Below are 22,747 nucleotides of genomic sequence, written 5' to 3'. Positions count from 1 at the left end.
GGTACGCCCGGTGTGCACGACGGCGGTGCCGACGGTGGCGCCGGCGAGTCCGGCAGCCGCTCTTGAGCACCCTGCGAACCGAACTTCCGAGCTCCGGCGCCACCGCAGGCGCCGGGGTTCTGGAATCACGACTGACCGGACTGAGCCGCGAGGCGTTCGCCCGTGACGTCTGGGCCCGGACAGCGCTGCTCACACGCCGCGCGAGCGACTTCTCCGACCTGTTCTCCGCCGAAGCCGTGGACGAACTGATCTCGCGCCGCGGCCTGCGTACGCCCTTCCTCCGCGTGGCCAAGGACGGCTGCACGCTGCCCGAGCAGTCCTTCACTTCGCCCGCCGGGGTCGGTGCCACCATCCCCGACCAGGTCGACGACACTGCCCTGTGGCGCGCGTTCGCCGACGGCGCCACCCTCGTTCTGCAGGCTCTGCAGCGCACGTGGGAGCCGGTCGCGGACCTCAGCGCCCGGCTGAGCACGGAGCTCGGACATCCGGTGCAGGCCAATGGCTACGTCACTCCGCCGCAGAACCGTGGATTCGACGACCACTACGACGTCCACGACGTCTTCGTCCTCCAGATCGAGGGGACCAAACGCTGGCTCATCCATGAGCCCGTCCACCCCGACCCGCTGCGCGACCAGCCCTGGACCGAACGCCGCTCCGCCGTCGCGGAGGCCGCGAAGGGCAAGGCCTGCATCGACACGGTTCTGGAGCCCGGCGATGTCCTCTACCTGCCGCGGGGCTGGCTGCACGCGGCCCAGGCGCAGGGCGACGTATCGATCCACCTCACACTCGGAATCCACAGCTGGACGCGCTACACGCTGGCCGAACACCTCGCCCAGGCCGCGCTCGCGATGCTGCGCGAGGATTCCCGGATGCGCCGCACACTGCCACTGGGCGTGGACGGGCCGGCCGGGGAAATCGAGTTCGTCCGCGAACGCCTCGTCGCTGCCGTCACGCAGGCCGATTCCGCTCCGCTGTTCCACCGCACGCGCCGAGGCCAGGGACGCCCGGCGCCGCTGGGGCCGCTGGCCCAACTCAAGGCCGTCGACGGCCTCCGCCCCGAGTCGCCGGTGCGGCTCCGCCCAGCGCTGGAGGCGCGGCTGGAGGGCCCGCGCCTGCTCACACGCGTGGGCTGGCTCGACTTCCCGGAAGTGGATCTCCCCTCGGTGACCCGCCTTCTCAACGGCGAGGTGAGCACCGCCGGTGATCTTGGCGTCGAGCTCGCCGAGAGACTGCTGCGCGCGGGTGTGCTGGTGCCCGCCGGACAGTGACGTTGCAGCGGTGACTGCGCCGGAACGCTTCCTCTGCTCCGATGCCGCCCGGATACGCGGCGATTCGATCGTGGGCACGGCGCCGCACGGGTCCGTCTGGGTCCTCATCGAGTACCGAGGCGCGTGGCCGGCCAACGGCTTCGACGGCCTCGCTCTCGCACCCGAGGCTAAAGCGCTGGTGTTCACCGCCGCGCAGGCGGCACGGGCACGGATACTTCTGGTCAAGCGGCACGGACGCTCCACAAGCGAGGAACCCCCTCGCTGGGCGGTACTGCATTACGAGAGCTCCGGTGCCTACCACCAGCAATGGGGCACGTGGAGATGCGACGAGGACTTGGCGGAGATCGTCGGCGCCCTCGGCGCTCCCGGAGAACTCGGTTGTTCGCCCGTCGTCCTCGTCTGTACCCACGGGCGGCACGACACCTGTTGCGCCGTACGAGGCCGGCCCGTGGTGCGCGCCCTGAGCGAACGCTGGCCGCAGCTGGTGTGGGAATGCACGCACGTGGGCGGTGACCGGTTCGCCCCCAACGTCGTCATCGCGCCCGACGGCGTCTACTACGGCAATCTCGATGCCGAATCGTCTGTCGCAACGGTCGCGGAGCACCTCACCGACCGTATCCACGCCCAACATCTGCGCGGATACACAGATCTTTTCCCTCCGCAGCAGGCCGCGGTCGCAGCCGCGCTCAGACGCTTCGGCCCGGCAGGCCGCCACGACTACGCGGTCACTGGCACGTCTCGCGATCGCGACTGCTGGCGGATCCGTGTCACCGGCCGCCCACCTCACCCGACGGCTCTCGACGTCGAGGTGCGGGCCTACCGCACACCTCCGCATCAGCTGACCTGTCGCGGACCGAAAATGAGTTCGGCCATCGCCTACGAGGTCACGGCGATGCGCATCGTGTGAGCCGGCGCCGTGGAAAACCGGTGGGCTGAATCATCCGCGTCCGCCACCGCCACCGCCACCGCCACCGCGACCGCTTCCGCCGAGACGGCGACCGTGCGGACGGGGACTGACTCTCGTACCGCGCGTCCACGATGTTCCCCTGAGCGCCTGCGAACAGGAATGCCGAGCCACCCGGGAGGGGGCGGGGGAGGGGCCCTGGAGCAGACACGGTCCAGTGCCGGAAGGATCTGATGGGTCAGGTCCCTCCCGTCAGAAGGGGTCGTAGGCGTCGGTGGTGCAGTCGAAGCGGCAACTCCAACGCTCGTAGCTCTGCCGCAGCGCCTCCGCTGCGCACCGGCGCGGGACCGTGAGCAGGAAGTGTTCATACGCCTTGGCCTGCACATCAGCGACAAGGATCGGGAGGCGCACAATTGAGCTGCCTGTGCGGCGCCGTTCCGAAATCACCATGTCCGCCGCCAGGCGGATCTGCGCCGCCGCCTGCCGCGCCGCTCGGTCCCGGGCGGCGGAACACCGGCGGGCCCGCAGAATCCGGCGGATCGCCCACACGCTCACGGTTGTGCCGAGGACGAACCCGGCGGCCACGACACCTGTACCCACACTTCCATCCCGCCACGGCAGGGGCGCCGACGCAACCCGCACGTCAGCCCGACCGGGCACTCCGTGATGTCCCGGTCCCCGCCTCCGTGGCTCAGGCTGCGTCCCAGTGATGCGGGAGGCCGCCACGCCATTCCACCCAGCGTGGATCGTCCACCACCTGCTCCGGGTCCAGGATGCCGGCGGATTCCAGGAAGACGATCAGGTCGTGGTCGGAGTGGGCGAGGCCGAGGATCTCGTCCCTGCTGTGGCGGTGCACCGTCACGCGCCGGCCACCAGTGGGCGACGGCGGGTGGACGACGATCGGTGCGCTGCTCATCCCCTCCACACCCATGGCGGTCACGCCCGCTTCCGTGTGTGGGCGAGGCCTTCTTCGCTGCCGGCGGCCTCTGACAATGGGCGTACCGATCCGTTTGCAGCCGACACCATGCGACCTTCCTGGGCCATGAGGCGGACCAGAGGGTGGTGCACCGGCCTCTCACTCATCGCACCCGACTTCGTCCGGTCCCCTCCTGGACACCCAGCCTGCGCGGCATCTTTGACTTCCACCATCACGCTCATCTGCATCAGCCACTGAGTGAGTGTCGAGCGCCCAGGGCGGGGGCGTCCGACGATTGATCGAGGGTGAAGAGGCCGCCGTCGGGGTCGCGGAGTGCCGCCTGCTGCCCACCGCCCCATTCGGCGCCGGTAACGGTCCCACCACCGTTCTCCAGGGCGAGCGCGACCGCTCTCTCCAGGTTGGGGACCCTGAAGTGAACCAGCCAGCGGGGTCGCAGCTGAGGTTTCGGCGCACCTTCCTCGACAGGGCCGCTGTTCAGGCGGGCGACAGGTTCGCCATGCCGGCGCACCACGACCTGATCATCTTCGTACGAGACGTCGCAGCAGCCGTTCGTGGCTTCCTGACCCCACCCCATGGCCTCGCCGTAGAAGATCGCCGCATCGAACGCGTCGACCGTAAGCAGTTCCAGCCAGGCAGGCGATCGCGGCAGGCTGACACTCCACTCGGCCAGAACATCCCCGTCCCAGACGCCGAAGGCGGCTCCGTGGGGGTCGGCCGCAAGCGCCGCCCGGCCGCCAGGTGGATACGAGACCGGGCCCACCGCGAGCGTGCCTCCTCGCTCGCGCACCCGGGTGACGACCTCGTCGGCATCGTCGACAGCGAAATACGGAGTCCATGCCACCGGCACGGCGAACTCCGCCGCCACTGCCCCGATGCCGGCCACCGGCACCCCGTCGACCTCCGCCACCGAGAAGGCTCTGCCGAAACGACCCTGCCGAAACGTCCAGCCCAGGACCGCTCCGTAGAAGCGCTCGGCTGCCGGACGATCGCGCGTGGCCAGGCTCAGCCAGCACGGAGCGCCCATCACATCCGCTGCGACAAGAACCACGGGATTCCTCCCTTCCGTGCTGCCGCAAGACCCGCAAAGGTGTTATCGGCGCAAATACCCCAATGCGGACGCGCTAGACCAGGCAAGAAGTCACCTGCTGACCATCGGTCCGCAAGAGGCCGATCGGCCCCGCGACACTCACTTACGGCGGGAAGGCGCTGGACGGGCAGCGAAGGGCGCCGCATCATCGGCTCTCCTGCGGAGCGCCGCGGCTGTTCGGGTGTCAGGGCGCGCGCTTCTGTGTCGCCTCGAACTGGCTGTCCGCGAGCACTTCCAGGGCAGCTTCGGTGAAGTCACGGATGAGCAGGGAACGCCGTGTCCCGACCCAGGCGAGGGCCACCTCGCTCGGGCCGATTCCCTCCACACGTACGGCTGTCACGTCAGGCCGGGTGTAGAAGCAGGCCGTGGACAGCGGGAGCACGCTGATGCCCGCGCCGGCGGCGACGAGTTCGAGCTTCTCCTCCACATGCCGGATCGGGGGGAGTGCGGGTCGCCCCTGCGGATCGCGCATCTCCAGTGCCACCTCGCGCCATCCGGGCACGGCGTCCGGGTCCTGCAAGAGGTGCTCGCCGGAGAGATCCTCGAGTGTTACGGAGGTCCCACCGGCCAGCCGGTGGGCCGTGGGAAGCATGACGACCCGGGGTTCCTGGAAGAGATGCCGCACCTTGAGTCCGCGCGTGTCGATGGGCAGGCGCACGACACCGACGTCCGCACGGCCGTCCAGGAGCACGGCCACCTGGTCGTCCCAGCTGGTGCGCAGCAGTCGTACGTCGACATCGGGATGGCGCGAGGCGAGGGCGACGACCGCCGAGGTGACGGTGATCCCGGGCATGAAACCGACCGTGAACGTCGTCGTGCCGCGAGCCGCCGATCCGACCCGTCTGGTCAGCGCTCCGGCTGAGGCAAGGAGCGGAACCGCGTCCTCCAGCAACTGATCGCCCGCCGGTGTGAGCCGGGTGCCGCGGCGGTCACGCTCGAACAACTGCGCCCCGAGCTCGTCTTCCAGGATCCGGATCTGCCGGGACAGCACGGGCTGGGCGATGTGCAGTCGCTCGGCCGCGCGTCCGAAGTGCATCTCGTCGGCCACTGCCACGAAATAGCGGAGCTTGCGCAGATCGACGTCCACCGTGACTCCCGTCCACTCACTGCCGACAAATCTACCTGCGCGGACGCGAGACCTCGGCGACCCGGGGTGATCCTCGTATGCGCGAGCCGGCCGCGTACGAGCTGTGAAGTCAGCCGCGCTCGAGGACGCCCAGCGGGTCCGTGTGCGCCGGTGACCAGCCCAGCTCGGTCCGTGCCCGCGCCGGTGTGAGCTGCTGGTCGAGGGCGAAGGCGTCCGCGACCGGGCCCATCTGCTGATGTGCCTGGTCCAGCGAGATCGAGGTGACCTTCCCCGCGAGGCCCACGGCCCGGCTGACCGCCAGGAGGCACTCCTTGGCGGTGGGGTTCACGCCGCCCACGCCGGCGTACACCGAACCGGGCTTCGCCTTCAACGCTGTGGCGTAGAGCTCGGCGATGTCGTCGATATGGACGAGAGCCCAATGGTTGCGGCCGTCGCCGATGCAGGGGACGGCGCCTGCCTGCCCGCCCGGGACGGCGAAGAACAGGTCGATCAGCCGGTTCTCGCCGCCGTACACCAGACCGGGCTGCACCACGACGGGCCGGCCGCCCTGCTGTGCCCGCCGCAGAACCGCGTCCTCGACGGGCTTGCGCCAGGCAACCACGGCCGGCGGATTCCAGGGGGCACTCTCGTCGGCCACGCCGTCGGTGTCGCCGTAGACCCAGGTGCCGCCGGTATGGACGTAGGTACCGGTCCCGATGCCGTCCTGCATCGCTGTCGCCGCCGCGCGATCCTCGTCCCCGCTCGTCGCCTGCGCCATGTGTACGACCGCTTCGGCCCGAGCCGCCGCGGAGTTGAGCACGCCGAGATCAGCGAGCCCGCCCATGACCGGCGTGGCACCGAGCGCGGCGACCGTCCCTGCCGCCCGCTTACTGCGGGCCAGCGCCTCCACCGTGTGCCCGTGCCGGACCAGCACGCTGATAGTGGCCTTGCCTGCGTAGCCGGATCCACCGGTCAGGAAAACCTTCATGACGCGCGCTCCCATTCGAGGTCTGCAGCGGCCCGGGCCTTCACCCGTGCCTTCGGCCTGCGACCTCAGCCTGCGCCCGGTGGGAGCCGGCCGTCCAAGACCTCTTGAGGCCGATGTGATACCCAACGGGTATCAGGCAATGATCCTCGGCCGGCCATCGGCCAACTGTTGTCCGGGGAGCCGATCAAGCCGCGCATGGGGCCCGGTCGGTCCGTGCGGTGGGCGTATCGACGTCACGGCCCACGTAACCTCTTCCCGTGCCAGCCTCCCGCCTGCATCGCGTCGCCGTCCTTGTGCCCGAGGGCGCCAAGCCGCTCGATGTCGGAATTCCCGCTCAGGTCTTCACGACCCGCGCGAGCATGCCGTACGAGGTGCGGGTGTGCGGCGCGACACCTGGTCTCGCGGCCGGCGGCGACGGTCTCGCGTACTGCGTCGCTCACGGCCTCGAAGCGCTTGCGTGGGCCGACATCGTCTTCGTCCCCGGCTACCGGGTCCCGGACCGTGACGACCCGCCGCAATCCGTCGTCGACGCACTGATCGCCGCCCACGACCGGGGCGCGCGGCTCGCCGCCATCTCGACGGGCGCCTTCGCGCTCGCCGCCACGGGACTGCTCGACGGCAGGCGGGCGACGACGCACTGGCACTACACGCGGGCACTCGCGGCCAGGCACCCACTCGTCCAGGTCGACGAGAACGTCCTGTTCGTCGACGAGGGCAGCGTGCTCACCTCGGCCGGCGCGGCCTCCGGTATCGACCTGTGCCTGCACATCCTGCGCGGCGACCTCGGAGTGGCCGCGTCCAACCATGCGGCCCGGCGTCTGGTGGCCGCCCCCTACCGCAGCGGCGGCCAGGCCCAGTACGTGCCGCGCAGTGTCCCCGAACCACTCGGCGAGCGGTTCACCGCCACCCGGGAGTGGGCGCTGCACCGGCTCGGCGAACCCCTCACCCTCGACACGCTGGCGCGGCAGGCCAAGGTCTCGCCGCGCACGTTCTCCCGGCGCTTCGTCGAGGAGACCGGCTACACGCCGATGCAGTGGGTGATGCGCGCCCGCCTCGACCTGGCCCGCGAACTGCTCGAGCGGTCGCAGCGCAGCGTCGAACAGGTCGCCGCCGACGTCGGGCTCGGCACGGGCGCGAACCTGCGCCTGCACTTCCAGCGCATCCTGGGCACCACACCGAGCGAGTACCGGCGCACCTTCACCCGAGGTGAATGACCGCCCCGGCGACCTGGCGGGATCCTTGTGAACCATGGCGATCCCGCCACTGTTTGGCGGCGCGAGCCGCGGGCGACCCTGGGGGCCAAAGGAAGGGACATCACTCATGACTCGCATCGCCATCAACGGATTCGGCCGCATCGGACGCAATGTGCTGCGCGCACTGCTGGAGCGCGACAGCCCCCTCGAGATCGTGGCCGTCAACGACCTGACGGAGCCGGCCACTCTCGCCCGACTGCTCGCCTACGACAGCACGGCCGGCCGGCTCGGGCGTCCGGTGACCGTCGACGGGGACGTCCTCGTCGTCGACGGACGTCGGATCAAGGTGCTGGCCGAGCGCGAACCGGCGCAGCTGCCGTGGGCCGAACTCGGCGTCGACGTCGTCCTGGAAGCCACCGGCCGCTTCACCTCCGCCAAGGCTGCCCGCGCCCACCTCGATGCGGGCGCGAAGAAGGTACTCGTCAGCGCGCCGTCGGACGGAGCCGACGTCACGCTCGCGTTCGGGGTCAACACCGATGCCTACGACCCGGCCGTGCACACGGTCGTCTCGAACGCCTCGTGCACCACCAACGCGCTCGCCCCGCTGGCCAAGGTCCTCGACGAACTCGCCGGTATCGAGCACGGGTTCATGACGACGGTGCACGCCTACACGCAGGAGCAGAACCTGCAGGACGGTCCGCACCGCGATGCCCGCCGCGCCCGGGCGGCCGGCGTCAACATCGTGCCGACCACGACAGGCGCCGCCAAGGCGATCGGCCACGTGCTGCCGAACCTCGAGGGCAAGCTGTCGGGCGACTCGATCCGCGTTCCGGTGCCGGTGGGCTCGATCGTCGAACTCAACACGACCGTCGCCCGCGACGTGACGCGCGACGACGTGCTGGCGGCGTACCGCGCGGCGGCGGAGGGGCCGCTCGCCGGCGTCCTCGAATACTCCGACGACCCGCTCGTCTCCACCGACATCGTGGGCAATCCCGCCTCGTCGATCTTCGACTCGGCCCTCACCCGCGTCGAAGGCCGCCACATCAAGGTGGTCGCGTGGTACGACAACGAGGGTGGTTTCTCGCACCGCGTGATCGACACGCTCGAACTCCTCGCCGCCCGCTGACCGGATGCCGGAGTCGGTACGTCGCTTCCGGCGACCGCAGACGATCGGCACATCCTAGAGGCGCTCTGGTCGACAGCCTGGTCGACCAGAGCGCTCAGCACGACCGGGCAATTCGTGCGGCCGTAGCGTGACCGCGCGTAACACTCCAGGTCCCATTGGCCCGAACAGCTAGCGCGGTGTGGTGTCGTCGGCCTTGAACGGGCCGCCGTGGCCCGGCACGATCAGGTCCGCGGCGGTCAGTACCCGGAGCCGGGAGGCGCGCAACACCTCACGGTCGGGGGCTACCGGGTCGTCCGCGGGACCCTCCGAGTGCCACCACAGGTCACCGGCGAACGCCACCACGCCGGTGGACGTGCCGGCCAGCAGGGTGATGTCCTCAGGGCTGTGTCCCGGGGTGCGGATCAGCCGCAGTGACGGGGTCAGTTCGTAGCCCTCCGCATCACGATTCGTCCACTGGTCGCCCCGGTACTCCACCTTGTGGTCGTGCACTCTGGCCCGCTGGAACAGACCCACGTTGATGGTGTTGTCCGGGTGGTGGTGGCTGAGCACCACATCGGTGATGTCGTCGGGTCCGAGCCCCAACTCCGCGAGCGGGCCGAGGATGTCGTCACGGCTCGCCACCATGCCCGGGTCGAAGATCACATGCCGGTCGGCGTCGGATATGCAGGAGACGGTGGCGGCGACTCCGGGGCCGGTGGAGCCGACGTATCCGGTGGTCAGGATGGTGTACACGGCGCTACGGCCGAGCGGTGCGTCTGTCATGGCCTCAATGCTTCCGGACCGGCCCATCGCTCACGAGTGGCTCAACTGCCGCTGATCGCAGGATTAGTGCCACACTGCCCGCGTGCCTCCCTTCGTGACCGTCGCCGCGTACACCCCGCCCGGAGTCGGCATGCTCGCCGTCGGCATCGTCGCCGAGGTCTTCGGCTGGCACGGTGAAGCGTTGCCCGGCTTCGACTTCGCCCTGTGCACGGATCGGCCCGGCCCGGTCCCCACTGACGTCGGTGTGCCGCTCACCATCACGCATGGCCTGGACCGGCTCGCGTCGGCCGATCTGGTGATTGTCCTTCCATGGGCCGGATTTCGCACACCACCTGCTCCCGCCGTGCTCGAAGCGCTGTCGGCCGCACACGAGCGCGGCTCACTGGTGGCGGCCCACTGTGTCGGCGCCTTCGCGCTCGCCGCTGCCGGACTGCTCGACGGTCGGCGCGCGACCACCCACTGGCGGTTCGCCGAACTGCTCGCCGACCGCCACCCTGACGTCACCGTCGAACCCGACGCGCTCTACATCGACGAAGGGCGCATCATCACGGGCGCGGGAGCCGCCGCGGGCTTCGATCTCTGCCTGCATTTGCTGAGGCGGGAGTACGGAGCCGCGATGGCCAACGCCGTTGCCCGTGACGTGGTGTTGCCCTCCCACCGCGACGGCGGGCAGGCGCAGTACTTGGCCGCACCCGTTCCCGAAGGCTGCAGCGACGAGCGTCTCGCCGAGGTACTCGCGTGGGCCCGCGAGAACCTGCACGAGCCGCTTCCCGTCGCGGAACTGGCCCGGCGTGCCCTGATGAGCAAACGCTCCTTCGCCCGCCGCTTCACGGCCGCGACCGGCACCACCCCCCACGCATGGCTGCGGAGCCTTCGCCTGAGCGGTGCCGAGGAGCTTCTGGAGACGACGGACCTGCCGGTGGAAGAGATCGCCCGCCGCGTCGGATACGGAAGCGCGGCCGTTCTGCGCGAACAGTTCGTGCGCCGCCGGGGAGTGCCACCGGGCTCCTACCGGCGTTCGTTCACGAACATGCCGTGACGAACGAGGAGAACCAGGCGGGACGGTCGCGGCTTGGGAGCCGTCACGAGTTCTTGTCCCTTTTCCGCAAGGCGCTCGGTTTGTGTACTGCGGAGCGGCCCGACTTGTCGCTCTCCACCTCGTACTGCGGGTCGTCCTTCGAGGCGTCGACGGTCCGGTCCGCTGCTTGAGTACGGTCTGTGATCTTCTTCTTGACCTTCCCTGTCACGTTCTTGCCGTGACTCTTCCACGACACCTTGTCACCCTTGCGCAGCCTGTCACTCGGTGTCATGAAGACTCTCCTTCGTCATGCTCTGACGGTCACTGAGCCGACGGCGATCAGCGGTATACGGACGGCCGGCGCACTCTGCGTTGCCTCCGCCACGATGCCGTCGTATTTCCAGGCTTGCGCACGACAGGCTTGAACGCATCTGAGGGAGCACGTGCGTGAAGCACCTCAGGGCCGCTGCCCCCAGGCCATCACCATGCCGGGCCCCAGCTCGGCCGCTTTGGGTGAGGCCAGGTAAGCGAGGGCGTCGTCGATGACGGCGGAGTCCACCCGCCCGGTCTCCTCCAGCGCGGGCCGCATCCGGTCCCATGTCTCGGACCAGAAACGGGCCAGCGGGCCTCCTGCGACCAGCGGCGGGCAGAAGAGCTCCGCGGCGACGTGCTGGAGGCCCTCTTCCCGCAGGAGGTGCGGGTAGGCCGGAACCGAGGACGTGTCGGTGCCGATGGTCGAGCGCAGCGCCTGCCACATGGCGTCCATGGTCCGCCGGTAGGCCGAGGAGGCGTCCAGGGGGTTCGGTATCTCGACGGCGTCACCGAGTACCAGCCAGCCGCCCGGGTTCAGCCACCCGGCAAGCCGTGAGAGGAGACGGCGGCGCTCGGGCAGATGCATGAGGACGAAGCGCGCGTGGATCAGGTCGAAGCGGCCCAGGTCCAGGCTCTCGTCCCTGAGGTCGGCGGTGACCAGCCGCATCCGCGGACCCGCCAGGGCGTCCAGGCCGCTGGTGTCCCGGTCCAGGGCGACCACCTCCGCGGCGCCGGCCTCGTCCAGCAGCCAGCGGACCAGCGTCCCGGTGCCGGCCCCCACGTCCAGACAGCGGCCGTCCGGCCCCGCGCTCAGAGCGCGCAGGCGGCGGGTGGTGAAGGGGTCGTAGACCAGCGCGGCCGCGTCGATGCGTTCGGCTTCCTCGGGGTGCGCGGGCTCGAACAGGTCCTGTCCGTAACCGCCGCCGGAGTCCGGGGGAGCGGTCACCGTGTGCCGTGCCCCTGCCGTGGCGTCCGCGTCTGCTGTAGGTCTGCTGCCAGTCGATGCCATGGAGAGTCCTGACACTTGAAGGCCGTACGGCGCGGGGCGCGACGGCTTGCGGGCTCGTCGCGGGGGCGTGCGCAGGGCGCGGCGGGCAGCCCGTGCAGCCCGTGCGAGGGGCCCGACACCCCTCCGCTAGCATGATCGAACTCATGAGCGATCATTTGTTCGCCTGCCCTTCACTAGAAGCACATGTCGTCTAGCGCGAAGGGCAAGATATTCGACCAAATCTAACAAATCGGCCAAAACCTTGATAACTAGAGCATCGCGAATAGACGGCGGAACGGCATCCCCACGGCGCAGACCAAAAGCGCCTCTGTGGGCCGCCGCAGGGATCGCGACCCTGGCGTTCCTCGTCACGCTGGAGATCGTCGCGCGTGGCTACGGTCTGCCGGGCCCGATCACGGATCAGTCCCGGGAAGTGATACTCGCCCCCGAGTCGGGACCGCTGCTGTACGCCGGCCTGGCGCTGACGCTGGTCGTGCTCACCTGGCGTCAGCGGTTCATCGCGGTCGGTACCGCGGTCGGCATCGACCTCGTCTTCTGGCTCGTGCGCTGGATTGCCGGCGCCTCCATGAACTTCGGCAACGGCGCACTGTGGGTGGTCCTGGGCCTCGCGGTCGTCGCCCTCGCACGCCGCACCGGCCCGGAACGCATCCTGCTGCTCAAGGGATCCGGACTGGGACTGTTGCTCGTCGCCGGGCACAAGACGGGGGACACCTGGCTGATCATCACCTCCAAGACCCGCCCGACGGTCCTCGACCCGTACGTGGCACTCGCCGACCATGCGTTGGGCGACCCCTCGTGGCTGGTGGGCCGGATGGTCGAGGCCACCGACCCGATCAGCACGCATCTCCTGGGCGCCGTCTACGGTCAACTCCCGCTCGCCGCCGCCATTTTCGCGCTCTACCAGCTGCGCCACGTGGCGATCGAGCGCCGCTTCCCGCAGCACCACCTGGTGCGCACCTTCCTGGTCATAGGCCTGCTTGGTCCCGCCATCTACATGATCTTCCCGGTCGCCGGACCGATCTTCGTTTTCGGCGCCGACGGCGGACAGTGGGCGGTGGCCAATCTGTGGCCCCACACGACACCGCCGATCACCGCCCCGCACCCGGTCCCGTTCGACGAGATCACCCCGCGCAACTGCATGCCCAGCCTGCACACCGCATGGGCCACCGCGATCTTCATACACTCCCGCAAGGGCTCACGGACGATGCGATGGATCGGGGCCTTCTGGCTGATCGGCACACTCACCGCGACCCTGGGATTCGGCTACCACTACGGTGTGGACCTCGTCGCGGGTGTGGTGTTCGCCCTCACCATCGATGCGGCGATGCGCTCATGGGGCCGCGGCTGGGAGCCGGCCGCCGTGCGGTTGATCGCCCTCGGCACGACGGTCTTCGCGGCGCTCCTGCTGTCCTACCGCTACCTGCCGTTGGAGATGGCCAGGTACCCCTGGGTATGGGGACCGCTCCTCATCCTCGCGATGACCTCGGTGATCCACACCTATATGCGGACCACCAGGCTGTGGGACCCGCAGACGGCCCCTGAACAGCAGCGGGAACCGCAACCCGTACAACCGCCACCGGCGCAGAAGCAGCCCGAGCCCGTCTGACCCGCGTCGGCGGACCTCGGCCGGACCCTGGCAGGGATCGCAAACCGCCGAACAACGCCCGGCCCTCAGTGCCTTGGGCGGCCGGCCTGACGTTCCACTGCCGGGGTGGTTGTCTCCGTCGTGTGCTGAGAGGCGGCGGGCCGGGTGAGGTGCTCGTCGGTGCCGGTGATCTCCAGCATGCGCTGCAACCGGTCCGGGCGGTTGTCCAGATGGAGGGTGATGCCCGCCGCGCTGGTGATCCGGTGGATCGCCAGCAGTGCCGACAGCCCCATGGAGTCGATCAGTTCCAGCTCCCGGCAGTCCAGCCGCAGGTCTGTGACGTCGCTCGCTCGCTGATCGAGAAGGCCCAGAACATGGCGGCGGAAGCTGTCACTTGTCTCGTAGTCCAGTTCACCGCGCAGCTCGGCGTGCAAGCACCGCGGGTCGGCGGACGGGACGGGGGCCGGGTTCTGGTCGTGGGGAGAAGTCGTCACAACGAGGCCTTCGACAGATCGGGGTCAGGAACAGTGCGCCAACGCGCTGCGTCCGGCGTCGAGGAGGCCCCGGGCGCGGGGAAAGTCCCGCAACTGGTCCTCCAGCAGGTCCAGTCCCGGCACGAGGGATCGGGCGGGTACGCCGCGGGCGGTGAGAATGTCGGCGGTCCAGGTGAGGAAGCCGGTGAAGACCTCGGCGTCGTCCACGTAGAGGGCGGCGGCGAGAAAGTCCACGATGTGGGTGAGGTCCTCGGCGGTGCGCTCGCGCTGCTCATTGCTGTAGTCGGTCATCGCGGGGAAGCGCTGGGCCAGACCCTGGAACGTCTCGCGCACCAGACGACGTGAGGTCTGGGTGACCAGGGAGTACTCCTGGTCGGTCAGATGCGGAAGATCGTCGATGGTCTGGTGCGGGGGAGGGGGTTCGGGCAGGGGCCCGGCGGCGAGTTGGTCGGCGGCCGTACGAGCTTCGGGTGCCCAGGCGTCCGCGCCCAGCAAACGGGCGTGGCGGCCGTCGATGCCGAAGGCGAGGCCACCGGCCATGACCGGGACGCCGGCAGCCTGGCACGCGGTGATCGCGGCGTGAGCCAGGGGCAGGCGAGTGGGCAAGGAGCTCGACAGGCACACCACGTCGGGGCCGGTGCGGTGTATGTGACCGATCACGTGAGGGGTGGGCACCTGGGCGCTGAGGTAGTCCACCTGCCAGCCGCGCAGCCGCAAGGTCTCCGCCAACAAGCGCGCGGGCAGCGCGTGCCACTCCTTGTCCACGCAGGCGACGGTGACCCGGCCACGCGGAGTGGTGGGGCGGTCGAAAGGCAGGGCGGCGATGACGCGGTCGTTGATGGCGGTGGCCGCGTGCTCATCGGCCACGCTCATGCGGTTGGCAGCCCACTCGATGCCGACCTTGTGCTGGACGGCGCCGATGACGTCCAGCAGTACCGCCTCCGCGTCCAGCCCGGCGTCCAGGGCGTTGGCGACGGTGTCGGAAGCGGAGTACTCGTCCCCGGCACGTACGGCGTTCCACAGTTCGTCCGCCCACTGCGCGGCTCGCTCGTCGGCCTGCGCAGAGGTCAGGCGGGCGCCGACGCTGTGGCGGCGAGGCTCGTCGCTCCGGCTGGGGGATCGGGTGATCACGGGGTGTACCTGCCTCGGCTCGTTCCGTCCACGGCGCTCAGGTGCGCGCCGCGGGATGCGGTGATGGCCAGTACGGCGATGTCGTCGTGGTGTCCGTCACCCACCCACTCCGAAGCCACTATCTGAATGCGCTCGACGACGGCCGCGGCGGGAATCCCGGCGCACTCGGAGAGCGCGCGGCGAAGCCGTTCCTCCCCGAACATGGTGTCGCCCAGCGGGCCGCCGACGGCTTCCGTGATCCCGTCGGTGAACAGCAAGCAGGTCTCTCCCGGTGCCAGACGGACCTCGGTGGTGCGGGACGTGACGTTCGGCAGCGCGCCGACGAGAGTGCCACCGGTGTCGGCTTCCTCCACGCTCGCGTCGCAACGCACGATCAGCGGCTTCGGGTGACCGGCTGAGGTCAGCCGCAGCGCGACCTCACTCTCCTCGCGCCGGACCGAGGCCAGGACGAGGGTCACGAACCGCGTGTGATGACTGGAGAGTATCGACTGATTGAGCAGCCGCAGCATCCTGCCGTGGTCCTCGGCCATCGGCCGCAGAACCTGCAGGGAGTTGCGGATCTTGCCCGTGAGCACCGCGGCCTCGAGGCCCTTGCCGCACACGTCACCCAGGATGGCGAGCGTCTCGGCGCAGTCCTCGTCGGCGGGGTGGACGTCGTAGAAGTCGCCACCGATGCGCTCGTGGTCTCTGCTGGGCCGATAGCCGCCGGCGAACTCGACCCCCTGTACCCGTTCCAGTGTGGGCGGCAGAAGTTCGCGCATCAGCGTGTCGGTGATGGTGCTCTGCTCCTGGTAGAGGCGCGCTGCCGACATCGCGGCTCCGGCTCGGGCGGCGAACAGGCCGGCGAACGTTTCCTCCGACTCCGTGAACGCAGCGTTCTCCGCGCGGCGCAGCAGGACGAGCACCCCGGCCGGCACGCCGTGGCCCGGCAGCGGGGTGATCGCCATGGACCCGACCCGGCCGAACCCCTTCGGCACCAGCCAGTCCGGCGCCGTGGAAGGGTCGATCCAGCGCGAGGGCACCGGAGGAAAACCCCGCAGGGCCTCGGCCAGGCCCTGCACGGTCTCGGGCGCAGTGGTGTTGACGGTGTGGGAGATCCGGCCCTGCTGGTCGCAGCCGACCACCGGAAGTCTGCGGGTGCCCGGAGCGACGACCACGGCGGCGTCCGCCAGGTGTTCGGCGGCCAGCCGGGCGGTGACCTCCATGCACCGGTCAAGGTTCAGCGAGGAGAGCAGAGCGCTGGAAGCCGCGGTGAGGAACTGGGTGCGCTCCCGCTCCGTTCTCAACTCATCGACCGCCGACTGGTACGCGGTCTCGTCCACCATCCACCAAGCGGTCCTGTCGCCCGGCAGTGACGAGGGATGAGCGGAGAAGACCCGGTCTCCCACCTTGCCCGAGACGGGGCCGGAGGCGTCGGCCCGTCCGGCCGTCGCCAGCCACGAGGGGAAGCCCAAGGGGCGGCCGGTAGTGGCGGAGGGCAGCAGGTCCGAGGCCGCGTCGTTCAAGCCCGCGACCTGCCCGTCCGCTTCCAGGACCAGCACCGGATAGGGAGCGTCGTCCGCGCTTGCCGGAACACCAATGCCGAGGCGGGAGCTTTCGGGAGAAATCACAAGCCGGGCCCTGGACGCGGACCCTCACCTCACCTATACGAAGACAGTTACCGAACGTCGACACTGTCGCAGATCGACAACTTCCGCAATCACCCCTCTGATCTGGCATGGAAGCCAAAGCAAGGGGCACTCGGCACGATTCGACGCCCGCGCTTCACCTGCTCCTCCAGCTCGGGTCCGCACCCAGTTCGCCGGGGCCGCGGTCCAGGCCCTTGAAGCCGACTTCCGTCACTGGGCCACGTATATGAACGAGGGTCCCGAGCGATTGATCGGGACCAACACTTTTGGGGAATTCCTCGATGCGCACAGCGGATTCCGCCGAGCGAGTCCCGGAGCTTACGGGCGAGGCCGGCAAGTATCCGCACGCGTTCAGGCCTTGCGTGCGTCGGCGATCCTGTCCAGCTCGCGCATGGCCTCGGAGTGGGCGCTCATCCGGCAACTCAGGCTGCCGCTCGTGAAGAGGGCGACGCCGACGACCGACACCGGCACGGAGAGCCCGAGCACGGCCAGCGCCTCGGGCCAGTCGCGCTCGTTCTGGCAGTGGTCGCTGCGCTGAAGCCCTTCGTTGGCGGTGCCGCGATCGGTGAACAGGCGGGACTCGCACTCCACCGGGTAGTCGTCGCCCGGCTCCTCGTCGACGGAGTACGGGGTCACCAACAGCACGGCGCACCAGACCCACAGCAGCCCGGCCACGGCCAGCAGGCCGATGCCCCAGGCGCGGGTCCGGGTCGCCTTCTCCCGGAAGTCCAGGTCGTATTCGCGAGATCGCATGGTGATGCAACCTAGCAAGAGGGGTGAGGCGGCCCTCGGTGGGGGAGGGAGCCGGCGTCGGTGTCCCATCGGCGCCGTTCCAGTCGCTGTCGGCGCGGGACTGCAGCGCAACTGCGGTAGAGGCGAGGCGCTTTCGAGAGCTGAGATCTGCGATTCTCCTTGTGACCGTGGGAACGATGACAGGAAGGACGCGGGGATGAGCGGAAGCGGGGGCGGGACACCGGGGGATAGGCGCCGGCTGACCTTCGGACGTCTCTTCAATCCGATCGCTGTGGGACGTGCGGTGTTCACGCCGTCCCGGCCGGACCGTGTGCACGACCCGGCAGTGAGGAGGGCGCAGGTCCTGCGGACGATCGTCGGCCTGGTCGCCATCACGTGGATGCTCTTGTCCTACGGGCTGGCGTCGGACGCAGACGCCGTGGTGGACGACCGCTTCGGCCAGATCCGTACGACCCTCATCGTGCTTGCGGTGACGTTCCCGGTCGCCGTCGCCGTCTTCATCGCTGCGGCCCGCCCGCCCAACCGGGGCCTGTTCCTGCGCCGCGTAGGAAAGCCCGCCGGGGCGCTGCTCGCGCTGTTCGTCACGCTCGCCGTACCCAGACTCATCACGGGACTGGGCTACGTGACCGAGGAAACGGACTGGACGGCGTCGGCGGGGCGGGTGGTGCTGCTGTTCTCCCTGGGCGCTTTCCTGTTGTGGCTGGCCCCCTTCGCTCTCTACGGCATCGCGCAGTCACTCGTGCACGTCTTCCGTACAGCAGACCTCCACGAGACGGTTCCACCGCTGCTCGCCACGCTGCTCGTGTGGGAAGTAGCACTCTTCGACGCATTCCGGGGCGCTTACGACGGTGTGCCGTTCGGAGTGTGGCTGGCCTTCGTTCTCGGCGCGCCGCTGTCCGTCACCGCTGTCGCGATGTGGGAGTTGCGGCGGCTGCGTACGCGACACGGCATCACCCTGCGATCAGCCCTGCTTCGTTGATCTACCGGCGGAGGTTCCCCTGTTGATCTGCGGCTTCCGGCTTCCGGCTTCGGCTGACGCCGTCGACGCTCCGCGGGCCGGCCCGGTCGGCTCGGCGGCTCGGTACGGAGCCACTGCTAGGGCCCCGACTCAGTGTCCTCCGAGTCATACGCGCCCAGCGCCAGCTGACGACTCGCCAGGAGGTCGCTGAGGTCGTCAGACTCTAGATGTTCCTGCGTCAGCTTCACGCAGGCCATCCCCTCCGTGGCGGCCCAGGCGCGCCGGGCACGCTTGTTGGCGAGCCGTCTGCGGTCGCCGCGCAGGAAGCCCGCGCCCGCCGCGCATCCGGCGGAGGTGAGGGCCAACAACGCGGCGGGCACGCGTGCGTCGGCGGCGGCGAGCCCCGCGGCGCCGGCGATGCCCGCGAGCAGAGCCGCGGGAAACCCGAGCGCGATGTCGACCTTGGTCCAGAAGTCCGCCCTGCGGTGCGCGAGAGCCTTCTGTCGCTCGGCTTCGTCGCGCAGCCGTTCGATCTCGCCTCGAAGTCGGAGTGAGGGATCGGCATGGGCGTGACGCATGGATCCATCGGTGGTGGTGGCCATGACTCGATTGCAACACGGCTGTGGCGTAAGGGATTTGGGTTGTCGCAACAGTTCTGCCGGGCTGTTGTGGTGGAGATCCGACGCAACCGACCGGACGAAGGGAAGGGTGCTCGACGCAGACGCATCACCAGCAGCCGACCTGGTCACCCTGAGGGCCTCGGCACGGTGTGCCGAGACCCGGGGGAGCGTCAGTGTCTACCGGAGGGGTTGGGCTGGGGAATGACCGGGGCGCTGGGGCGATCCTCGTGAGGCGCCTCGCTCAGGGAATCCCGCGAGCCGCGATGAGTCCTGCGGCGTCCGGCGGTCATACTGTCGACCCCGCTACCGAGGAGGACTCCTGATGCGCAAGGTGACCTATTCGATGAGCGTCTCACTCGACGGCTACATCGTCGGGCCGGACGGCGGCTTCGACTGGACGGCGCCCGACGAGGAGGTCTTCCGCTTCTGGATCGACGAGATCCGGGAAGTCGGCGTCCATTTGATGGGACGACGGCTGTACGAGACGATGCTCTACTGGGAGACCGCCGACCAGGAGTCCTCGCTCGACGAGGCCGAGCTCGAGTGGGCCGCGCTCTGGAAGCCGCTCCCCAAAGTGGTCTTCTCCACCACGTTGTCGGCGGTTCAGGGCAACGCCCGCCTGACATCCGGCGGCCTGACGGAGGAGATCGAGAGGTTGCGAGCCGAGCCGGGGGAGGGCGACATCGCGATCGGCGGCGCGACCCTCGCCGCCGAGGCCGCGGCGACGGGGCAGATCGACGAGTACCGGGCCATGGTTTACCCGGTGCTGGTCGGCGGGGGCATCCCGTTCTTTCCCCGACACGAGCGCCAGGTGAACCTCGAACTCGTCGAGACCCGCACCTTCAACTCGAGAGTCGTCTACCTCCGCCACCGCGTAGCGCGCTGAGGCTTGGAACTCAACGTCGGTACATACGGCGGTGGTTGTGCTGAGGCTCATGCTGGTGAAGCGCGCGCCACCGTTCTCGTCCCGCTGCTTTCGGAAGGCTCGTGCCGCTTGGCACCGCGGATGCTCAGCCCTCCCACCGTCATAAGCTGGTTGACCGGGAGGGTCTTGCCGATGTGACCGCGACCGATCGTCCCGCGACCCTCACACAAAGGGTGAACCCGGCGTATGGAGGGGTTGCCTCTCGTCGTGGCGTGGCCCGATGGGGCCCCCGCCGTGCAGTCGCTGTCAGCGCATGCCGGCTGCCCTCATGATTTTCAGTGCGCCGCTCAGGAGTGAGGCCCAGGTCTCGGGAGAGATGCGGGCCAGCGGGTAGAAGCCCTGAATGCGCTGGTGGGCGACGGTTTGGGGTTCGGTGTACTTGAGGATGCCGTCGGCGCCGTGACGGCGGCCGAGTCCGGAGTCGCCCATGCCGCCCATCGGCGCGTCGATGCTTCCCCAGGCGGCGGCGAAGGCCTCGTTCACGTTGACAGTGCCGGCGTGCAGGCGGGCAGCGACGGCCCGACCCCGGGCCCCGTTCCTGGACCAGACACTGGTGTTGAGGCCGTACGGCGAGGAATTGGACAGCGCGACGGCCTCGTCGACGTCACGGTAGGAGTAGATGGAGACCACCGGGCCGAAGGTCTCGTGGGCGTGCAGCGTCATGTCGGGGGAGACACCGGTGAGGATGGTCGGCTCGTAGAAGAGCGGACCGAGGTCGGGGCGTGACGTGCCGCCTGCGAGGACGGTGGCGCCCTTCGCAACGGCGTCGTCGACGTGTTCGGTGACGGTCTGCAGTTGGGACGGCGTGGTCAGGCTGCCGACGTCGATGCCGTAGTCGTACGCGGCGCCCATCTTCAGCTGCTCGGTGCGCGCGACGAACGCGGCCACGAACCTGTCGCGGATGGACTCCGCCACGTACAGGCGCTCGATGGAGACGCACAGTTGTCCCGCCGAGGGGAAGCATGCGTTGACGGCGCCGTCGGCGGCCTTCTCGATGTCGGCGTCGTCGAGGACGATCATGGCGTTCTTGCCGCCGAGTTCGAGGGAGGCGCCGATGAGACGGTTGCCGGCGTCGCTCGCGATCCGGCGTCCGGTGGCGGTGGAGCCGGTGAACATCATGTAGTCGGCGTTGTCCATCAGCGCGCCGCCGATGGAGCTGCCACGGCCGATTACCATCTGCCACACGTCGGCCGGCAACCCGGCCTCGTGCATCAGTTCGAGCGACCACAGTGCGGTGAGCGCGGTCTGTGTGTCGGGCTTCTGTACGACGGCGTTGCCGGCCATCAGCGCCGCGATGGCGTCACTGGCCGCCATGCTCAAGGGGTAGTTCCAGGGAGAGATGACGGCGACGACACCCTTGGGGTGGCGCAGCTCGGTCGTATGGGTCAGCAGCGGGATCGCCCCGCGGCGGCGCCTGGGGTTCAGGTACTTGGCGCCGTTGCGGGCGTAGTAGCGCGAGGTGATCGCGATGTCGACCACTTCGAGGAACGCGTCGCGGCGGGTCTTGCCGTTCTCGGCCTGCATGAGGTCGAGCGCTGCCTCCTGACGGGCCAGGACGAGGTCGTGGTACCGCAGCAGGATCCTCTTGCGCTCCTCGATCGGTGTGGCCGCCCATGCCTTCTGAGCGGAGCGGGCCCTGATGAAAGCGTCCTCGACGTCGGCTGGAGTCGATACCGGGAGGTCGGCCAAGGGGGCCCCGGTGTAAGGAGCGTTGGTGGTGACCCGCGCGACGTTCGGCCCTGCCGACACCTGAGCGGCCAGGCGGTTGAGCAAAACCGGGGTGATCGATGCGGGGATGTGTGGGCCGCGGGCGGCAGCGCGGCGGGTGGCGTGATCGGTGGCCATGACAGGGGGACTCCTTGTTACTTGTGCCGGCTCTGGACCGACGTGGGGACCGGCATGTGCAGGGCGACCTGGCCCTCCGTCATGACGTCGAACTGAATGGTCCTGATCGGCCTCAGTGAGCGAAGGTCGTCGGCCATGCGGCCCTCCCCGAGGTGGAGGGCGACGTCACGCGGGGCGCGTATGGTGCCGGCGTTCAGGACGTGGGTCTGGCTCAGAGTGGAGTGCCACGCACCGTTGATCGTCGTGTACGACGTGAGCGAGCTGACACGCTCGCCGCTCCGGTGGGCGGTCTGCTTCGGCGTGGTCGCCAGGAGCGAGAGGTCGACCCCTCCGGCGTCGTTGGCGACGCGAGAGTTCGTCCGGGTGTGGTTGATGTCCACGTCGATCTCGGTGACCCACTTGGGGAAGCCGTACCCGTCGTGTCCACGCACCTGGGCGATCTCGGAGCTAACGGGCAGGGACAGCACGTAGGAGTCCAGGTGCTCGTTCTTGAGGCCGGCGACGAGGTCGACGAAGCCGAGCTTCCCGTGGCGCGCGGGCCTGACGGCGATCCCGATGGCGGCTTCGGTGTAGAAGTCGATGTCGCACACGTCGTAGCGGAAGAATATGACCGAGACGAGACCGAGACCGGGCGCGATCTCCAGCGGCGCGAGCTCTCCGGGCAGCCGGGTGCGGATCGCACGGGACGGCGCGAGCATCGTGAGCCGGGCGGTCGAGACCGAATAGTAGAAGTTCGGGGTGAGCGTCGGGCCGATCGGCGACTCGACCTTGATCTTGGGCAACTGCCGGAAGAAGTCCACGCTGCTGACGCGGGGGTCGCGGGCAACTTCTTCGAGGTCGGTGTTCATCCGGTACCGGTCGTAGAGACCGCCCTTCGGGACCGTGACCGCGCGACCGCCGAGGTCCACTTTGACGGTGTCCATTTCGATGGAGGACATGACATGATTCCCTGACTACTCCGAATGTAAGCAACGCTTACATGACTGTAGCCCTGCGATGTAAGCACCGTCAACACGGAGGGCTGGGTGGACGGGCTGTCACCGATGCAGGCGTTGCGGCAGCCCGGAGTGCCGGGCTGCCCCGCGGCGCGGCCGCCTGACCCTCCCCCGGCCCGGCTCGTGTCCGCGGCAGTGACTCC

The 22,747-nt window shown here is 69.3% G+C and carries 23 protein-coding genes; 8 read left to right on the top strand and 15 right to left on the bottom strand.

The window, feature by feature from the left end; all coding sequences use genetic code 11:
* Window positions 1-62 precede the first annotated feature (62 nt).
* Complete coding sequence (locus ABTX78_RS30350; RefSeq protein ID WP_352209979.1) at window positions 63-1,268, top strand: cupin domain-containing protein; 1,206 nt, start codon at window positions 63-65, stop codon at window positions 1,266-1,268.
* Between the two features lie 10 nt (window positions 1,269-1,278).
* Complete coding sequence (locus tag ABTX78_RS30345) at window positions 1,279-2,175, top strand: ferredoxin family protein (RefSeq protein ID WP_352209978.1); 897 nt, start codon at window positions 1,279-1,281, stop codon at window positions 2,173-2,175.
* A 249-nt stretch (window positions 2,176-2,424) separates the two neighbouring features.
* Here ABTX78_RS30345 and ABTX78_RS30340 read toward each other — a convergent pair whose 3' ends face one another.
* From ABTX78_RS30340 to ABTX78_RS30320, 5 genes are all read right to left on the bottom strand, one after another.
* Entirely contained in the window at window positions 2,425-2,757 is a 333-nt protein-coding gene (locus tag ABTX78_RS30340; protein ID WP_352209977.1) for a hypothetical protein, read from the bottom strand.
* A 106-nt stretch (window positions 2,758-2,863) separates the two neighbouring features.
* Window positions 2,864-3,088, bottom strand: a complete 225-nt coding sequence (locus ABTX78_RS30335) for a hypothetical protein (RefSeq protein WP_352209976.1) — start codon at window positions 3,086-3,088, stop codon at window positions 2,864-2,866.
* 247 nt (window positions 3,089-3,335) lie between these two features.
* A complete protein-coding gene (locus ABTX78_RS30330) occupies window positions 3,336-4,157 on the bottom strand; it encodes a VOC family protein (protein WP_352209975.1) in 822 nt (273 codons plus the stop codon).
* A 223-nt stretch (window positions 4,158-4,380) separates the two neighbouring features.
* Window positions 4,381-5,283, bottom strand: a complete 903-nt coding sequence (locus ABTX78_RS30325; protein WP_352209974.1) for a LysR family transcriptional regulator — start codon at window positions 5,281-5,283, stop codon at window positions 4,381-4,383.
* 109 nt (window positions 5,284-5,392) lie between these two features.
* Window positions 5,393-6,250 carry an NAD-dependent epimerase/dehydratase family protein gene (locus ABTX78_RS30320; RefSeq protein WP_352209973.1) on the bottom strand — a complete coding sequence of 286 codons (858 nt, stop codon included), beginning with the start codon at window positions 6,248-6,250 and terminating at the stop codon, window positions 5,393-5,395.
* A 257-nt stretch (window positions 6,251-6,507) separates the two neighbouring features.
* Between ABTX78_RS30320 and ABTX78_RS30315 the strand changes: the two genes are divergently transcribed.
* Together ABTX78_RS30315 and gap are read left to right on the top strand one after the other, a co-directional pair.
* The gene (locus ABTX78_RS30315; RefSeq protein WP_352209972.1) at window positions 6,508-7,464 is read left to right on the top strand and encodes a GlxA family transcriptional regulator; all 957 of its coding nucleotides are present in this window, start codon (window positions 6,508-6,510) and stop codon (window positions 7,462-7,464) included.
* 106 nt (window positions 7,465-7,570) lie between these two features.
* Complete coding sequence (gap, locus tag ABTX78_RS30310) at window positions 7,571-8,569, top strand: type I glyceraldehyde-3-phosphate dehydrogenase (protein ID WP_352209971.1); 999 nt, start codon at window positions 7,571-7,573, stop codon at window positions 8,567-8,569.
* 168 nt (window positions 8,570-8,737) lie between these two features.
* Here gap and ABTX78_RS30305 read toward each other — a convergent pair whose 3' ends face one another.
* Complete coding sequence (locus tag ABTX78_RS30305; RefSeq protein WP_352209970.1) at window positions 8,738-9,331, bottom strand: MBL fold metallo-hydrolase; 594 nt, start codon at window positions 9,329-9,331, stop codon at window positions 8,738-8,740.
* 130 nt (window positions 9,332-9,461) lie between these two features.
* On the opposite strand from ABTX78_RS30305, the gene ABTX78_RS30300 reads away from it, so the two are divergent.
* The gene (locus ABTX78_RS30300; protein ID WP_352210052.1) at window positions 9,462-10,370 is read left to right on the top strand and encodes a GlxA family transcriptional regulator; all 909 of its coding nucleotides are present in this window, start codon (window positions 9,462-9,464) and stop codon (window positions 10,368-10,370) included.
* 43 nt (window positions 10,371-10,413) lie between these two features.
* Here ABTX78_RS30300 and ABTX78_RS30295 read toward each other — a convergent pair whose 3' ends face one another.
* Together ABTX78_RS30295 and ABTX78_RS30290 are read right to left on the bottom strand one after the other, a co-directional pair.
* Window positions 10,414-10,641, bottom strand: a complete 228-nt coding sequence (locus ABTX78_RS30295; RefSeq protein WP_352209969.1) for a hypervirulence associated TUDOR domain-containing protein — start codon at window positions 10,639-10,641, stop codon at window positions 10,414-10,416.
* 165 nt (window positions 10,642-10,806) lie between these two features.
* Complete coding sequence (locus ABTX78_RS30290; RefSeq protein WP_352209968.1) at window positions 10,807-11,670, bottom strand: class I SAM-dependent methyltransferase; 864 nt, start codon at window positions 11,668-11,670, stop codon at window positions 10,807-10,809.
* 262 nt (window positions 11,671-11,932) lie between these two features.
* Between ABTX78_RS30290 and ABTX78_RS30285 the strand changes: the two genes are divergently transcribed.
* The gene (locus tag ABTX78_RS30285; protein WP_352210051.1) at window positions 11,933-13,276 is read left to right on the top strand and encodes a phosphatase PAP2 family protein; all 1,344 of its coding nucleotides are present in this window, start codon (window positions 11,933-11,935) and stop codon (window positions 13,274-13,276) included.
* 65 nt (window positions 13,277-13,341) lie between these two features.
* Here the strand turns inward: ABTX78_RS30285 and ABTX78_RS30280 are convergent, their stop codons facing one another.
* The 4 genes from ABTX78_RS30280 to ABTX78_RS30265 form a co-directional block, all read right to left on the bottom strand.
* Window positions 13,342-13,749 (bottom strand): STAS domain-containing protein, encoded by a 408-nt coding sequence (locus ABTX78_RS30280; RefSeq protein ID WP_352209967.1) that lies wholly within the window; start codon window positions 13,747-13,749, stop codon window positions 13,342-13,344.
* A gap of 24 nt (window positions 13,750-13,773) precedes the next feature.
* Complete coding sequence (locus ABTX78_RS30275; protein WP_352210050.1) at window positions 13,774-14,820, bottom strand: cobalamin B12-binding domain-containing protein; 1,047 nt, start codon at window positions 14,818-14,820, stop codon at window positions 13,774-13,776.
* A 56-nt stretch (window positions 14,821-14,876) separates the two neighbouring features.
* On the bottom strand, window positions 14,877-16,421 hold the full coding sequence (locus tag ABTX78_RS30270; RefSeq protein ID WP_502994005.1) for a PP2C family protein-serine/threonine phosphatase: 1,545 nt from the start codon (window positions 16,419-16,421) through the stop codon (window positions 14,877-14,879).
* Between the two features lie 438 nt (window positions 16,422-16,859).
* The gene (locus tag ABTX78_RS30265; RefSeq protein WP_352209966.1) at window positions 16,860-17,261 is read right to left on the bottom strand and encodes a hypothetical protein; all 402 of its coding nucleotides are present in this window, start codon (window positions 17,259-17,261) and stop codon (window positions 16,860-16,862) included.
* Between the two features lie 196 nt (window positions 17,262-17,457).
* On the opposite strand from ABTX78_RS30265, the gene ABTX78_RS30260 reads away from it, so the two are divergent.
* Window positions 17,458-18,240, top strand: a complete 783-nt coding sequence (locus ABTX78_RS30260) for a hypothetical protein (RefSeq protein WP_352209965.1) — start codon at window positions 17,458-17,460, stop codon at window positions 18,238-18,240.
* 116 nt (window positions 18,241-18,356) lie between these two features.
* Here ABTX78_RS30260 and ABTX78_RS30255 read toward each other — a convergent pair whose 3' ends face one another.
* A complete protein-coding gene (locus tag ABTX78_RS30255; RefSeq protein ID WP_352209964.1) occupies window positions 18,357-18,821 on the bottom strand; it encodes a hypothetical protein in 465 nt (154 codons plus the stop codon).
* 340 nt (window positions 18,822-19,161) lie between these two features.
* On the opposite strand from ABTX78_RS30255, the gene ABTX78_RS30250 reads away from it, so the two are divergent.
* Window positions 19,162-19,725 (top strand): dihydrofolate reductase family protein, encoded by a 564-nt coding sequence (locus ABTX78_RS30250; RefSeq protein ID WP_352209963.1) that lies wholly within the window; start codon window positions 19,162-19,164, stop codon window positions 19,723-19,725.
* Between the two features lie 285 nt (window positions 19,726-20,010).
* Here ABTX78_RS30250 and ABTX78_RS30245 read toward each other — a convergent pair whose 3' ends face one another.
* Together ABTX78_RS30245 and ABTX78_RS30240 are read right to left on the bottom strand one after the other, a co-directional pair.
* Window positions 20,011-21,609, bottom strand: coding sequence for a succinic semialdehyde dehydrogenase (locus tag ABTX78_RS30245; RefSeq protein ID WP_352209962.1), 1,599 nt, complete (start codon window positions 21,607-21,609; stop codon window positions 20,011-20,013).
* A 17-nt stretch (window positions 21,610-21,626) separates the two neighbouring features.
* Window positions 21,627-22,547: an acetoacetate decarboxylase family protein gene (locus ABTX78_RS30240; protein ID WP_352209961.1), complete on the bottom strand. Its 921-nt coding sequence runs from the start codon at window positions 22,545-22,547 to the stop codon at window positions 21,627-21,629.
* Window positions 22,548-22,747: the final 200 nt, after the last annotated feature.

It is taken from the genome of Streptomyces sp. NPDC096193, assembly GCF_040302905.1.
GTDB lineage: Bacteria > Actinomycetota > Actinomycetes > Streptomycetales > Streptomycetaceae > Streptomyces.
This window is presented reverse-complemented; position numbering and strand designations above follow the sequence as displayed.